The sequence below is a fragment of the Leeuwenhoekiella sp. A16 genome, from assembly GCF_047946675.1.
In the GTDB taxonomy this organism is placed as follows: domain Bacteria; phylum Bacteroidota; class Bacteroidia; order Flavobacteriales; family Flavobacteriaceae; genus Leeuwenhoekiella.
Window position 1 is genome coordinate 1,479,223 of record NZ_CP172313.1, and the last position, 14,962, is coordinate 1,494,184.

Genomic DNA, 14,962 nt, shown 5'->3' on the forward strand with positions numbered 1-14,962 from the left:
GTTGGCAAAGTTAAACCATCGCACTTGTAACAAACCTCCATAAAAGCGAAAAACCCTCTTAAAAAGAAGGTTTTTCATACTTTAAAGCCGATTTTTATATGTCGTTGAGCAGTTTTGTTACCTCATCTAGTTTTGGCGTAAGCACTACTTCAATGCGTCTGTTTTTTGCTTTTCCTTCTGCTGATGTATTTTCGGCGACTGGAGCAAATTCTCCACGGCCGGCAGCAGTAAGATTTTTGGGGTCTATATTTTTGTTTTCACTTAACAAATGCACAATTGCAGTTGCTCGTTTTGTTGAGAGATCCCAGTTGTCTTGTATTTGCCCGTTACCACCGTAAGGCACATTATCTGTATGGCCTTCTATTAATACAGAAATATCGGGGTTTTGTGCCAGCACACTTCCTAATTGCTGTACAGCCTGTCTACCCTGAGTACCTACCATCCAGCTACCGCTGTCAAAAAGTAATTTATTCTCAAGAGAAACATACACTTTACCATCTCTCTGCTCTACGGTAAGACCTTTACCTTCAAAATCTACAAGCGCTTTTGAGATCGCGTCTTTTAAAGCACGCATAGAGGCGTCTTTTGCAGCGATCATACTCTCAAGTTCATCTACACGATGTGAACGATCTGCCAGATCTCGTTGCAATTTGTCAAGCCTGGTTTGCTCTGCAGCCAGCGCCGCCTGCTTCTCATCAAGTTCTTTTAACAGCTCCCTGTTTTTTTGTGAGTTCTCTGCAAGACGAGCAGAACTGTTAGCCTCTAAGGCATCGTAAGAAGATTGCAGATTTTCTAGATTAGATTTCGCGGCAGCGTACTCTCTTGCCAGTTTATCCCGTTCTGCTGTGGCTTTGTCTAGTTCTGCCTGCAGCCTGTTAGCTTCAGTTTTAAATTGGTTTTTCAGACTTTCAGAATCGGTCAAATCACTCTTTAAATCGCGGTTTTCAGCCTTTAAATCGGCGTATTTTCCTTCAAGGTCTTTGTACACTTTGGCTGATACACATGATGCTAATAAATAGCTACTCACAAGCAACACACAAATTTTTTTGATCATGTTTTTAATAATTATTGTTAGTTAAAGTTAAGAAGCTGCAAGATCTGCCACGCCGCTAAGTTCTACCAATAACGGGCAATGGTCACTATGCATTGCATCTGGTAGTATAACGGCTCTTTTTATTTTTTCTTTTAATGGCTCACTAACCATATTGTAATCTATACGCCAGCCTCTATTGTTAGCTCGGGAATTTGCTCTGTAGCTCCACCAGGTATAATTGTCTGGCTCCTTATTTAGATGCCTGAAAGAATCTACAAAACCACTATCTATAAAACCGCCTATCCACTCACGTTCTACAGGTAAAAAGCCGCTCGTATTTTGCAAACGCACAGGATCGTGAATATCTATAGCCTCGTGACAAATATTGTAATCACCACCAATTATAAGATTGGGTCTTTCCTGCTTTAAAACGTTAATATAAGTCTGAAAATCTGCCATATACTGCAGTTTATGATCAAGACGTGCAATATTTGTCCCGGAAGGTAAGTACAGGCTCATTACAGAAATATCACCAAAATCTACGCGTATGTTACGACCTTCAAAATCCATGTAGTCAACACCTGTCCCAAAAACAACATTATCTGGTTCTTTTTTGGTCAAAATCGCAACTCCGCTGTACCCCTTTTTCTGGGCGCTAAACCAATAATTATAATAACCCAACGCTTTAAAAAGTTCAAGATCTAGTTGGTCTGCATTTGCCTTTGTTTCCTGAATGCACAGCACATCAGGATCTGCCTGTGTGATCCATTCAAGCAGACCTTTTCGTATTGCTGCTCGTATTCCGTTGACGTTGTATGAGATAATTTTCATTATGTAATTTTTGCAAAAAGTGCTAAGGTACTTAATCGATGTGTACACACAAATATTATCTGTATTCTGGCAGAGGCTGCTCAAACTATTTAAAGTTTAAATTTGAAGCCGTTTCATACTTTTTAGATTATCTCTTAGTTTTAACCATTAATGCGCAACATTTCTCTGGTATTTTTTCTTCTCTTGTCAAGTCTCGCGTTTGCGCAGGATAGGACTGACCCAGATTTTAGAGTAAAAAAGTTTGCCTTAAGAGAAACCATAGTTCTTGATTCAGTAAGTATAAACAGTTCTTTTTTTCAGGTTTTTCTCAAGAACGGGCAGCAGCTCGATTCTACTGCGTATTCTATAGATTATGGAAAAGCGGTGTTTAGCTTTCGCGAAAGCGACACATCTCCGCCAGATACGCTTATCTTTAAATATCGCGTCTACCCCGAATTTCTAACCAAAAAATATTTTTTATACGACCGCGATAAGATCGTAAACAGCACCGGGAATCTACAAAAAGCGTATGCCCTTTCTAAAGAGCGCGACCTGACCAATTTTACACCTTTTGATGGCTTGCAGACCTCGGGAAGTATTGTGCGCGGAGTTACTGTTGGTAATAATCAAAACAGCACGGTAAACTCAGAATTAGATCTGCAAATCAGCGGGCAATTAAGTGATAAAGTGGGATTGCGAGCTTCTATACAAGATGCCAATATCCCCCAGCAGGAAGGTGGTTACTCGCAGCGACTTGATGAGTTTGACCAGATCTTTATCGAGCTATACAGTGACAACTGGAATATACGTGCAGGTGATATCAATCTTGAAAACAATACTTCTTACTTTGGCCGATTTAATAAAAAAGTTCAGGGACTCTCACTTAGCGGAAGAATTGACAATGCAGAGAGTGAAACCGATCTTTTTGCCACCGGAGCCCTCGTTAAAGGTGTTTTTACACAAAGCCGGTTTACCGGGCAGGAAGGTAATCAAGGTCCATATAAACTTACCGGACCTAACGGCGAGTTGTATGTGCTCATCGTTTCTGGCAGTGAGCGTGTTTTTGTAAATGGAATTTTGCTTAAACGTGGCGAGAATGAAGATTATGTCATTGATTATAACGCCGGCGAAATACGATTTAACCCCACCTTCCCCATAAACAGTGAGATGCGTATTAGTGTAGAATATCAATACAGCGAGCAGAATTTTACGCGTATAATCGCCTACGCCGGCGGTGGTTATAAAACAGATGATGAGAAACTGACTTTACGCGCTCATGTTTATTCTGAAAATGATGCTAAAAACCAGCCTTTATTACAAAATCTAAATGCAGATCAGGTTGACATTTTACAAAGTGCAGGCGATGACAAAAGCGCTATGATCGCACCCAGCGCAACTGCAGACTCATATAGTGACAACAAAATTCTCTATAGAAAAGATATTGTGAATGGTCAGGAAATCTTTGTGTTTTCTAATAATCCTGATGACGAACTATATAATGTGCGCTTTTCTCTTGTGGGAGCAAATCAGGGCAATTACATTTTAAGCAGTAACAATGCAATTAGCAGAATTTATGAATATGTAGCGCCAGTAAACGGAGTACCACAGGGAAATTATGCGCCGGTTGTTCAGCTATTTGCTCCTACAAAACTACAGATGGCTGTGGTGCAGGGAAACTATGAACCCACAGAAAACACAAAAATATTTTTTGAAGGTGCGGGAAGCAAAAACGACCTTAACCTATTCTCAGATCTCGACGATCAAAATAACGACGGTTTTGCCGGAAAAATCAGCCTACAGCATCAATTATTAGCTAAAAATGACCAAAAATCGCTGGATGTTTCTGCAAATATTGATTACATACAAGACAGTTTTACAAATGTAGAGCGCACATACAATATCGAGTTTAACCGCGATTGGAACCTTCCTCTTTTTACGTCAGGCGATCAGACATTTATAACCACCGCCCTGCACTATACAGATGAAGACAAATTACTGGCAAATTACACTTTTGAGAATCTCAATTTTGGTGACTCTTTTGCCGGAAATAGGCATTTATTTACCGGTTTTTTAAACGGAACAAAAGTACGCGCTTCGGTTAACACAAGTTTTCTAAATACGAAGGCAGACACAACAGATACTAAATTCTTCCGTATTTATAGCCAGGCCATTTACGATCTTAAGAAAGTATGGGTGGGTGCCCGTTTAAGAGCTGAAGATAATCAGGTTGAAAATAATATTTCGCGAAAGCTGGATGCATTAAGTCAGCGATTTACTTCTTATGAAGGATTCACCGGTGTGGGAGACAGCACCAATGTTTTTGTAGAAGTGGGTTATAGATTTCGTGTAAACGATAGCCTTAAAGGCGAAAATTTATCGCGTGTAAACACGAGTAACACCTACTATTTAAAATCACAATTGGTTAAAAACAGCAGCACTTCGTTGGGTCTTTTTGTAAACTACAGAACCCTGGATTATGCCGATGAGAATATTGAAAAAGAGCGATCCTTAAATTCCAGACTTATTTATGACCAAAGTTTTTTTAACGATATCATACGCTGGAATACCGTTTTTGAAACGAACAGCGGGACTTTACCTCAACAGGAATTTACCTATGTGAAAGTTGATGAAGGGCAGGGCACACACACGTGGAACGATTATAACGGCAATGGCGTACAGGAGCTGCAGGAATTTGAAGTGGCGCAGTTTAGGGATGAAGCAGATTTTATAAAAATATTGCTGCCTAATCAGGTGTTTGTACGCACCCATCAAAATAAACTAAGTCAATTACTCACATTTAATTTTCAGCAATGGTCCGGGCAAAATGGATTTAAGAAATTTGCTTCTCATTTTTACAACCAGACCAGTTATTTAATAGATCGCAAGATTTTGCGAGATGGTGATAATTTTGACATCAACCCATTTAAGGATAGCAGCAACGAACTGGGACTTAACCTGAGCGTGCGTAACACCCTCTTCTATAACCGTGGTCAACAGAAGTATTCTACAAGCTATACGTATCTGGCTACAACGACTAAAAATCTCCTTTCTATAGGGCTTCAGGAAAATGAACTGCGCAATAATCAATTCAACTTTTTGCACCGCATCAAAGAATCGTATCTCTTTAATTTGAAAAGTGAGGTTGGAAGCACAAAGAGCACTTCTGAAAATTATGAGAATAGGAATTTTGACATTTTAAACTTTAATATTTCACCTAAAATTTCATACTTATTTACCGATTTTTCCCGTCTGGAAGCGTTTTATTCCTTCGGAAAAAAGGATAATGAGCTGGGCGATATGGAAAATTTAAAACAGCAAAATCTGGGTCTCGCCTTCTCATACAATAATGCAGAGAAAATCTCATTAAATGGCGAGGTGAAATACATCAAAAATAGTTTTACCGGAAGCCCTTTTTCTCCTGTTGCTTACCAAATGCTTGAAGGTTTACAGCCGGGAACCAACTTCACCTGGAATTTGCTGGCACAGCGGCGGCTTACAAAGTTTCTTGACCTTAACATCTCCTATTTTGGCAGAAAAAGTGAAAATACGAGAACAATTCACACCGGGAATGTGCAGTTACGGGCTTTCTTTTAGTAAATTTATGTATTATGAAATCTCAACTATCTTTACTCAAATATGCCTTATTCTGCCTCACCGTATTCTCCTGCTCTGCGCTGCAAAAATCGGGCTCAGAAGGTGAAAAATCGACCGCAGACATGAAATATTCGTTTGATACTGAAGGCCTTTTAGAAGGTCGCGTTATCGCTTCTCAGGAAGCTAACGATTGCCCTTTTGTAATTGAAGTTCTAAATAAAAAGCTGCCTTATTATCTCGACCCGGTAAATATGGATGAAGAATTTAAAAAGGACAGTCTTGAGATCTTTTTTGAATATACGGGCATGCGCATGGCTAACCGCTGTAAAAAAGCGTTGCCGGTAACTTTATCTAATGTGCATTTTAAATAAGCCGAAACTTTTATTTCACAAGAATTTTCTTGACTCCACCAGCTCTTTTGTTGCCTAGTCGCACAATGTATATCCCGGGAGCTGCGTAAGACATATCAAGATCGTACTCATATCTTCCGCCCTCATTAGGTATCCAGTTATATACAAGTGTTTGACCTAAAAGATTATAAACCGAAAATGCCATATCGCCTCTTGCTTCCAGACTTTCTAGCGATACCGTATACTTGTTTTTTTCATTCTCAATGATATTGAGTTCTACGGTACTTATTTCTTCATCTTCTACGCCCAGAGAATCATAGATCTCTGCCATATAATCATTTGTACGACCGTATTCTAAAGGATCGCAGGCTAAGGTAACATCACCATCACCATCTTCATCTTCGCCGCGCACTCTCATCTTATGCTTCCCTAATGCTGCACCTCGCGGTAGCGTAACGGTAAATTCTGTATCAGTATCTGCAAAATCGACAGTTCCCTGAGCTACTATCTCATCAGCATCGAATACGCTGTCATCATTAAAATCAATAAAAATAGCAAAGACAGAATCTTCATAACCTGTCTGCAGCGTTCCTGTAACGGTAGGCTCTTCCGTATCAAATTTTACCAAGATATCATTATCTCTTGCATAACCCGTTGCATTGCATTCAGTCTCAATATGAACTCCCTGTAGGTCTAATATTGTCACACCGTCGTTATCAGACTCACAATTACCTTCAGGCTTACATATATCAACATATATTGTGGTAGAATAGTTATCGTTGCTGTGATCTGAGTCATCTGTTAAATTTGTACTTGCTGTAATATTATAAGCGCCTAATTGAGCAAAATTGTAAGTTTGAGCGAAAGTAAAATCTACAGTAGTTCGTGAGGGTAAGATTCCTGTGAAGTTTTCAGTCACTTGAGCATCGCCATTTACAGAATAAGTTACCGGAAAATTAGATTGCGCAGTTCCCCCATAATTATAAAGACTTATAGTGATGTTTTCATCATTATAACTACTTCCAGAAACAGGGGCAGTAAGAGCTGTAACACCTAAATCTTTATCCCACAAATGAGTAACATTTTCAGCGTACCTGTCATTATCTGGATCTTCGTCTCCTTCTAAACTCGTCCAGCCTTCTATCGCATACGTTTTGCCTTCTGTAGAAAGATCTGCTGTAGTGGAGAATGTGTATGTTCCATATTCTTCAAAAGCCAATGTACCTGTGAACATTTCGGTTACAGGAGTTCCGCCATCAATACTATAAGATATAGGAAAATTTGACTTTTCATTATTGCCTAGATTACGAATTCTTATGGTGACAGATTCAGCATTGCTTAAGAAGTCATCTTGGGGAGCAGTGATCTCAACAATCTCAACATCATTATCAAAGGGTGGCTCAAGCTGAAAAACGCCTACCACATCTTGCCTGGTAGGATTAAAATATTCTGAAACAAACCAAAACTTTTTATCATCTTCAGGATCTACAGTGAGATGTGTATAATCGCCGTATCGCGATTCTTCTGCATTATCACTCCCCTGTGCAATTAGCGTTTCTGGTATTGTCATAGAACCTAATTTATCACTTGCAAACCTTCCGGTATATTGTATCGCAACATGTTGTGTCTCGCTTACCGTAGAATAACCCATGCCAATGTTTCCTTTGCTATCCATCGCCATACTGGCCGCAAAAGCATTCTGCACAGTGGGAGAAACATATGTTCCTTCCTGATAAATAGACCATGGCTGGCCGTCCCCGCTCTGTCTTAATTCATACCATCTTATCCCGGCTTTTTCTTCTACACCACCTTCTACGTCTACAACGAAATTAAATACTACAGAATTGTAGGTATCAAATTGCCTGAACTGCGCCTGATTCATAATCGTAGCCTGTAATGCATCCAGATCTGGAATAACCGCATCGGGATTAGTAGGATCTCCCGGTTGTGATAAATTTGAAAAGGAACCACCATCAAAAACACCATTAAATGCTGCAGTTGTGAGTTCCACAGGTTGTGAGATTGTAGAATTAAGCGGGTCGTTCCAGTCTACACTTACACTCCATAATTTTAAATGATCGTCATCAACACCAGACCAGGCATCATCCTGCATGTAAACAACAGTGGCCGGGCCGCTTGCAGGCATATTCCTATTACCTACATTAAACACTTGTGGACTATAAAAGCCACTCAATTCAATTCCGGGTAAGGGAAAAGAAAGAATTCTCGCATCTTCACCCACCAGCATTTTATCGCGTTCTATTGCAAAAACCGCATCTACTTCTGTACTTTCTGCTCCGGGAATATTAGCCGTAACATAGTAACCATCGTGCCATATCGAGAATTTTGCATAATCAGGAAACGCATTTGTTTCAAGACCTGTCGTATAAATATACCAGCCATCATTAATAGGATCACGACCTTTAGAAATGGCCATGTTCAATCCGTTAGGCGACTCATCAAATTCTGTAATTATATATCTGTCTGCTGGTGCGTCATACAAGACAATAGGATCTCCTAGTTCATTCCCCGGAAAAAGTGTCGCAAGAGATGCTTCATTCATCAAGGGATTTCCTTGTTTATCGAAAATTCTAAAAGCTGAATTCCAGGCTGCTATATAATGGTTGGGTCCCGCAGCCCCTGTGGGATCTGATGGCGCAGCTCTTAAATTGCTGTTACCAACATCAAATACAAAAAGGGGGCTATCTTGTATTTGTAATTTTGTTTGTGTCTGCGTTTGAGTTTGGTCTTTAACTAACGGGTCATTCCCCTTAGGAAAACCTTTACCCGGCACAACCTTATTAGTTCCTCTGCGTTTAGGGTTTACTTCTTCACTTTCACCTGAAAGATCTGGCGGCACCAGACTACCCGTTTTTATCTGCTCTGCTATACTTTTTGCCTCTCCTATTAAATGAAAATTACCGATGGTACGCGGAGTCACCTTTTGTGCAAAAGCACTAGTTGAAAATAGAATGCCTATTATCAGGCAACCGAAAAAATTAAAGTAAGAGTTTCTCATAAAAGCAGGAAAAAGTAATTAAAACAAACAGGCACAGTGCATTAAACTTACGAAAGTTTTATTGCATCCGATTTAAAAAAAGCCCCTTTTTTAAGGGGCTTTCTATCAATTCTTTATTTCATCCAGTATCTAAAATCTACTTTTTTATGAATGATAGCAGCCAGCTCTGATATCTTTACGCGATGTTGCTCCATAGTGTCGCGATCTCTTATTGTGACCGTGTTATCTTCTAAAGTATCGTGATCTACAGTTATGCAATATGGAGTACCTGCTGCATCCTGTCTTCTGTATCTGCGACCAACGGCATCTTTCTCGTCGTAAGCCACATTAAAATCCCACTTTAGATCATCAATTATTTGTTGCGCAATTTCTGGCAAACCATCTCTTTTAATTAAAGGAAGAACAGCCGCTTTGACTGGTGCAATTACTGCAGGAATCTTTAAAACTGTACGTGTGGTTCCATTTTCTAATTCTTCATCTTGTAAAGACTGAGAGAAAACAGCAAGAAACATTCTGTCAAGACCAATAGAAGTTTCTATTACATAAGGCACATAACTTTTATTTAGCTCTGGATCAAAAAATTGTAGTTTTTTACCAGAATGCTCTTCGTGAGCTTTAAGGTCAAAATCTGTACGAGAATGAATCCCCTCCAGTTCTTTGAAACCAAAAGGAAAGTTGAATTCTATATCTGCTGCTGCATTTGCATAATGCGCTAATTTATCATGATCGTGAAATCTATAGTTGTCCTGACCCAAACCTAGAGAAAGATGCCATTTAAGACGCGCTTCTTTCCAGTATTCATACCATTTTGAATCTTCACCAGGGCGTACAAAGAATTGCATTTCCATTTGCTCAAACTCACGCATTCTAAATATGAATTGTCTTGCAACTATCTCATTTCTGAAAGCTTTACCGGTTTGTGCAATACCAAAAGGAATTTTCATTCTTCCAGATTTCTGTACATTCAGGAAGTTTACAAATATCCCCTGTGCAGTTTCCGGACGAAGAAAAAGATCTGTAGCATTCTCTGCTGAAGCTCCTAGTTTTGTACCAAACATTAGGTTAAACTGACGCACATCTGTCCAGTTTTTAGAACCTGTTTCAGGATCTGCAATGCCCAACTCCTCTATAAGCGCTTTTACATCTGCAAGATCTTCCGCTTCAAGCGAGCGAGCCATACGTTGTATTACCTGAGTTTGTTCTTCTCTGTATCGTAATACACGTGCATTTGTAGTTACAAACTCCTCCTCATTAAAAGCATCACCAAAACGTTTTTTCGCCTTAGCGATCTCTTTTTCGGCTTTTTGATTGAGTTTTTCGGCATAATCCTCAATGAGAACATCAGCTCTATAGCGCTTCTTAGAATCTTTGTTATCAATTAAAGGGTCATTAAAAGCATCTACGTGTCCTGAAGCTTTCCAGGTTGTGGGATGCATAAATATTGCGGCATCAAGACCTACGATATTCTCGTGAAGCTGTACCATACTCTTCCACCAGTAATCTCTTATGTTCTTTTTAAGTTCTGCTCCATTCTGCCCATAGTCATAAACAGCGCTTAGGCCATCATAGATCTCACTACTGCCAAAAATATAGCCGTACTCTTTAGCGTGTGAAATAACTTTTTTAAAATGATCTTCCTGCTGTGCCATGAATCGATGCTTTTTTATAGATTTTTAAACAATGGGCAAAAGTAAAAAAACCAAGCTTACTCTTTGTTCTTTAGACCTTATTTTTAATTAAGTTCTAAAACTGCAGATCTAAGCAAACGTGCATCTTCAAAAATGTTAACCTGATACAGGCCTTCCTCAAAACTGTCTTCTGTAGAAGTGGCCAGAATGCACATTTTCATCTCGGCATTACTGTAATTAACGGTCTTAGAAGCGCTATAGATAAGAAGGTCTTCACCAAATTCCTGAGTCTTATGTGCTCCTATTACATTATTCTGTGGATTAATAATCTGTAAAAAGATAGTATGCTCACCTGTTTTAGCCAGTGGATTCTCGTTTATGGTAAAACAGATCTCGATATCATCAATACGCCTGGCCCTGCTATTCTCGATCTGTTTGCCGCTGGATCTTACAATCACACCAGCCGGTTCAAGATTACTAATTGTTAATTGAGAGCCTTTCTCAATCTCTTTTTGAAGATTAAGATTTGTGACCTGTAGAGAATCACGCTCAACGATAGTCTCGCCAAAGGCTTCTTCTGTATTGGTTTTCTCTGCTATCAAAGCCTCGTTTAGCTGCGTAAGGCTGTCTGCACGTTGCAGAAGCACATCTCTTTCACTACGCAGGTGTCTAATCTCTATGCGATAGTTCTGTAAGACAACCTGAGTTGCTTCAGATTCTTTAAGCGTGTCAAGCAAACCCTGAATGCGCTCTTTAGCAGCTAATAACTCCGTTTGCAGCACCTGAGTTTCGGCAATTTCATCGTTATATTTTTTAAGAATATCCTTGAGTTCACCTTCTATCATTTCTTTTTCACGTATTAGAACAACCTCATTGCTCTGCACCTGATTGTAAAATTTTATTGTATAAATACCCAGCCCTAAAAGCAAAAAGGTAAGAATAGCAGTAAGTGTTTTTAAAGCATTACTATTACTAGTTGCGCTCATAAATCGTCTTTCTAAGTTTCTTTGATTAACTTGACTTAAAGTACCAATTTTTTAAACCAAATCAAGTGCGGTCTTTATTTAATCTTTTTTATCCTAAAACATGTAAAGCATGCGATACCGTTCTTGATTATGGCGAAGATATAATTTGTACCTCATGCAGGCATAGATTACCTGTAACAGGTTTTCATTATGTAACGGAGAAACCCATTCAAAAATTGCTGTATGGGCGTGCAGATATTGAACTGGGCACTGCTCTTTTCTATTTTGACAAAAAAACGTTAGTTCAAAATCTAATTCATAATCTTAAATACAGAGGCGACAAATCTATAAGTACTTTTCTGGGTAAATGGTTAGGGCAGGAATTAGCAGAACTAGAAAACTATTGCCAGATAGACTGCGTTGTTCCTGTACCGCTACATCCTAAAAGAAAACGAAAAAGAGGATACAATCAAGTCTCTGGTTTTGGTAAAGCAATCGCAAAAGCTATTAATGCTGATTACGTAGACGATGCCTTAGTGCGCACAAGGTCTACGCGTACTCAGGTATTTATGGGCAGAGCCACAAGAAGCAAAGATGTTTTAAATTCGTTTGATATTAGAGAGTTTACTAACCTACAGAACAAACACATACTATTAGTTGATGACCTTATTACAACAGGAGGCACGATAGAAGGTTGTTATCTGGCTCTTAAAAAGATTAAAAACGTAAAAATTAGTGTGGCCGTAATGGCAATAGCACAATGAGAATTTTCGTTTACACGAAAAATAAATCGTTACTTTGCCGCGCTATGCTTCAAAACGGTGTAAAAATACTGCTTTCATTTCTCCTCCTGCTTCTGGTGGTAAATTGTGCTAAACGCGGCAATCCTACGGGCGGTCCTAAAGATGAGGATCCTCCTGTTTTTGTAAATGCGAGTCCACCTAATTATTCTACAAATTTTGAGGGGAATGAGATACGCATATATTTTGACGAATATATTAAATTAAAAGACCTGCAGAAGCAGCTTATAATATCACCGCCTATGAATCCGGCGCCGCTTATCACTCCACTGGGAAGCGCAGCTAAATATATTGACATTGAGATTCTAGATACGTTAATCCCTAATACCACATACGTTTTCAATTTTGGCAACAGTGTTGTAGATAATAACGAAGGCAATCCCTTTTCTTTTTTTAAATATGTAATGTCTACTGGTGATTATATAGATTCACTTTCTATAAAAGGTGTCATTAAAGACGCTTTATTGAGAGAGCCAGATGATTATGTTACTGTGATGCTTTACGAGGTAGACAGCACCTATTCTGATTCTGTTATCTATAAACAGACACCTCGGTATATTACCAATACTTTAGATAGCTCTGTTACTTTTGAGCTTAGTAATTTGCGCGAAGGTCGTTATCGCCTTGCCGCCTTAAAAGACGAGGATAATAACTACACATTTCAGCCAGAAAAGGATAAAATCGCCTTTTTTGACTCATTTATCGACGTACCTACAGACAGCACATATACCCTTACGCTTTTCAGCGAAAATGAAACCAGTGTTTCACGACCTAAACAGGCGGGAGAACAGCGCGTAAGTTTTCCATATACCGGCGCTAAGGACAGTATCGATATAGAATTGATCTCAGAAAAACCTGCTGGTTTTGAATATTTAATCTCTTATAAAGAAGATGTAGACACGTTGCGTTACTGGTACAAACCTCAGATTGAGAGTGACTCTTTAGTATTTCAGGTTAAAACTGAAAAAGCTACAGACACTTTGTATTTGCGCAAAAGGAAGATGAAAAAAGACTCGTTAACAATAAGTGCTCTCACCTCCAGCTCGCTTAAATTAGGCGACAGTATCAAACTACAGGCAAGTATACCTCTGGTTGCTTTAGACGAAAGTCTTATTTCCTTAACAAAGGCAGATTCTTCTTTAGTAGATTTTAGCACCACATTGATACCTGAGCAAGCGCAGGTTATTTTTGGTTTTGAAACCGAAGAGAATGAAAAATACACATTGCAAATTCTGCCCAAGGCGTTAACCGATTTTTACGGAAGTACTAACGATTCTCTTGTCATTAAAAGTTCTACTAAAGAATATGCTGATTATGGCGAACTCGAACTCACTTTAAAAAACGCCCAAAACTACCCATATATCGTTCAATTAGTAACAGAAAGCGGCGATGTAAAAAGAGAGCAATATGCCAAAGAAGGTGAAACAGAATTTGCTTTCAGGATCGTAAATCCGGGTAAATATTACGTAAGACTTATAGAAGATTTAAATGCTAACGGCGTTTACGACACCGGGAATTACTTGGCAAGAAGACAACCAGAGACTATTATTTACTATCCCGAATTACAGGATGTGCGTGCTGGCTGGCTGCCCAAAATCACCTTTATTCTAGGTTCACCAGCAACTATTCCTGCAGCAGAAACGAGTCCCGATCTTCCAGAAAATTGAGGTTTTTTCGCGTTTTTTGAAGGTTTATAGCCGATAATTGAGCGATAATTGTGACTTCTTTATCCTTCGCGAAAGCTAAAGTGCCTCCCAGATAATCGTAGATCCCGCTGTGACCGTTATATTCATAACCACCGCCATCAAGACCTATGCGATTCACGCCTACACAATATGCCATATTCTCAATAGCGCGCGCTTTAAGCAGTGTTTCCCATGCAAAAACACGAGTTAACGGCCAGTTTGCCACATAAAGCAAGACGTCATAATTTGACACGTTGCGGGAGAATACCGGGAAGCGCAGATCATAACAAACCTGTAGGCATATTTGCCAGCCTTTATAATCAATTATCACCGGTTTGTTACCTTTTGTATAAACCTTATCTTCTCCTGCAAGTGTAAAGGTGTGTCGCTTGTCGTATTTATGAATTTCGCCATGTGGCGTTACAAAATAGAATCTGTTATAAAAATCCTGATGTACCTTAACCATTAAACTTCCTGCAATTGCAGCACCGGTTTTAACGGCTTGCTCTTTCATCCAGCTCAATGTTTCTCCTGGCTCATCTTCTGCAAGACCTTGAGGATTCATACTGAACCCTGTTGCAAACATTTCTGGCAAAACGATAATATCTACGTCCTCGAGATTTTTAAGTCTTTCAGTGAAGTATTTGCGGTTCTGCACCGGATTTTCCCAAGCCAAATGTGCCTGTACACCTGCTATTTTTAAAGTCTCCTGCATATTTTAAAAATACGAAAATCATTACCCTAAAGACAAAAATTCTTTATCCTGAAAAACCAAAAGCTTCGGGATTAAAACTAAAAAACCCCTTGCGAATGCAAGGGGCTACGGAAAATTCTAAATATACTTATATATTTTAGTCGTGTAGTACGCGAACTTGCGCAGCTACCATACCTTTTCTTCCTTCTTCCTCAATGTATTCCACTTGATCACCTTCTTCAAGCACTTCACCGTTAAGACCGGTTGCATGAACAAAGATATCTTTACCTGTGTCATCATTGGTTATGAATCCGTAACCTTTAGACTCATTGAAAAATTTAACTGTACCTTTCATTATAAAATTGTAAAAAATTAATATTGTTG

The 14,962-nt window shown here is 39.1% G+C and carries 11 protein-coding genes; 4 read left to right on the forward strand and 7 right to left on the reverse strand.

Annotated features, from left to right (window positions below; all coding sequences use genetic code 11):
- Positions 1 to 94: 94 nt before the first annotated feature.
- Both ACH3O9_RS06285 and ACH3O9_RS06290 read right to left on the reverse strand, forming a co-directional pair.
- The gene (locus ACH3O9_RS06285; RefSeq protein WP_416445386.1) at positions 95 to 1,054 is read right to left on the reverse strand and encodes an OmpA family protein; all 960 of its coding nucleotides are present in this window, start codon (positions 1,052 to 1,054) and stop codon (positions 95 to 97) included.
- A gap of 27 nt (positions 1,055 to 1,081) precedes the next feature.
- Positions 1,082 to 1,864, reverse strand: coding sequence for an exodeoxyribonuclease III (locus ACH3O9_RS06290; protein WP_416445388.1), 783 nt, complete (start codon positions 1,862 to 1,864; stop codon positions 1,082 to 1,084).
- A 150-nt stretch (positions 1,865 to 2,014) separates the two neighbouring features.
- Here ACH3O9_RS06290 and ACH3O9_RS06295 point away from each other — a divergent pair, with 150 nt between their 5' ends.
- Both ACH3O9_RS06295 and ACH3O9_RS06300 read left to right on the forward strand, forming a co-directional pair.
- Positions 2,015 to 5,437, forward strand: a complete 3,423-nt coding sequence (locus ACH3O9_RS06295; RefSeq protein ID WP_416445390.1) for a hypothetical protein — start codon at positions 2,015 to 2,017, stop codon at positions 5,435 to 5,437.
- A 14-nt stretch (positions 5,438 to 5,451) separates the two neighbouring features.
- Positions 5,452 to 5,808, forward strand: coding sequence for a hypothetical protein (locus tag ACH3O9_RS06300; protein WP_416445392.1), 357 nt, complete (start codon positions 5,452 to 5,454; stop codon positions 5,806 to 5,808).
- A gap of 10 nt (positions 5,809 to 5,818) precedes the next feature.
- On the opposite strand, the gene ACH3O9_RS06305 is transcribed toward ACH3O9_RS06300, so the two are convergent.
- From ACH3O9_RS06305 to ACH3O9_RS06315, 3 genes are all read right to left on the reverse strand, one after another.
- A complete protein-coding gene (locus ACH3O9_RS06305; RefSeq protein ID WP_416445394.1) occupies positions 5,819 to 8,806 on the reverse strand; it encodes a GEVED domain-containing protein in 2,988 nt (995 codons plus the stop codon).
- A gap of 113 nt (positions 8,807 to 8,919) precedes the next feature.
- Positions 8,920 to 10,455 carry a glycine--tRNA ligase gene (locus tag ACH3O9_RS06310; RefSeq protein ID WP_416445396.1) on the reverse strand — a complete coding sequence of 512 codons (1,536 nt, stop codon included), beginning with the start codon at positions 10,453 to 10,455 and terminating at the stop codon, positions 8,920 to 8,922.
- A gap of 83 nt (positions 10,456 to 10,538) precedes the next feature.
- Positions 10,539 to 11,420, reverse strand: a complete 882-nt coding sequence (locus tag ACH3O9_RS06315) for a hypothetical protein (protein ID WP_416445398.1) — start codon at positions 11,418 to 11,420, stop codon at positions 10,539 to 10,541.
- 65 nt (positions 11,421 to 11,485) lie between these two features.
- Between ACH3O9_RS06315 and ACH3O9_RS06320 the strand changes: the two genes are divergently transcribed.
- Both ACH3O9_RS06320 and ACH3O9_RS06325 read left to right on the forward strand, forming a co-directional pair.
- Positions 11,486 to 12,163, forward strand: coding sequence for a ComF family protein (locus tag ACH3O9_RS06320; RefSeq protein WP_416445400.1), 678 nt, complete (start codon positions 11,486 to 11,488; stop codon positions 12,161 to 12,163).
- 44 nt (positions 12,164 to 12,207) lie between these two features.
- Positions 12,208 to 13,866, forward strand: a complete 1,659-nt coding sequence (locus tag ACH3O9_RS06325; RefSeq protein ID WP_416445402.1) for an Ig-like domain-containing protein — start codon at positions 12,208 to 12,210, stop codon at positions 13,864 to 13,866.
- Here the strand turns inward: ACH3O9_RS06325 and ACH3O9_RS06330 are convergent.
- Both ACH3O9_RS06330 and ACH3O9_RS06335 read right to left on the reverse strand, forming a co-directional pair.
- On the reverse strand, positions 13,823 to 14,599 hold the full coding sequence (locus ACH3O9_RS06330) for an amidohydrolase (RefSeq protein ID WP_416445404.1): 777 nt from the start codon (positions 14,597 to 14,599) through the stop codon (positions 13,823 to 13,825). The two genes, ACH3O9_RS06325 and ACH3O9_RS06330, sit on opposite strands and share 44 nt — an antisense overlap.
- A 136-nt stretch (positions 14,600 to 14,735) precedes the next feature.
- Positions 14,736 to 14,933 (reverse strand): cold-shock protein, encoded by a 198-nt coding sequence (locus ACH3O9_RS06335; RefSeq protein WP_099644402.1) that lies wholly within the window; start codon positions 14,931 to 14,933, stop codon positions 14,736 to 14,738.
- Between the last annotated feature and the right edge of the window lie 29 nt (positions 14,934 to 14,962).

Coding starts and splice junctions, on each gene's coding strand:
- ACH3O9_RS06315 (WP_416445398.1), bottom strand. CDS start 11,420: ATGAGCGCAACTAGTAATAGTAATGCTTTAAAAACACTTACTGCTATT.
- ACH3O9_RS06285 (WP_416445386.1), bottom strand. CDS start 1,054: ATGATCAAAAAAATTTGTGTGTTGCTTGTGAGTAGCTATTTATTAGCA.
- ACH3O9_RS06325 (WP_416445402.1), top strand. CDS start 12,208: ATGCTTCAAAACGGTGTAAAAATACTGCTTTCATTTCTCCTCCTGCTT.
- ACH3O9_RS06300 (WP_416445392.1), top strand. CDS start 5,452: ATGAAATCTCAACTATCTTTACTCAAATATGCCTTATTCTGCCTCACC.
- ACH3O9_RS06290 (WP_416445388.1), bottom strand. CDS start 1,864: ATGAAAATTATCTCATACAACGTCAACGGAATACGAGCAGCAATACGA.
- ACH3O9_RS06305 (WP_416445394.1), bottom strand. CDS start 8,806: ATGAGAAACTCTTACTTTAATTTTTTCGGTTGCCTGATAATAGGCATT.
- ACH3O9_RS06335 (WP_099644402.1), bottom strand. CDS start 14,933: ATGAAAGGTACAGTTAAATTTTTCAATGAGTCTAAAGGTTACGGATTC.
- ACH3O9_RS06295 (WP_416445390.1), top strand. CDS start 2,015: ATGCGCAACATTTCTCTGGTATTTTTTCTTCTCTTGTCAAGTCTCGCG.
- ACH3O9_RS06330 (WP_416445404.1), bottom strand. CDS start 14,599: ATGCAGGAGACTTTAAAAATAGCAGGTGTACAGGCACATTTGGCTTGG.
- ACH3O9_RS06310 (WP_416445396.1), bottom strand. CDS start 10,455: ATGGCACAGCAGGAAGATCATTTTAAAAAAGTTATTTCACACGCTAAA.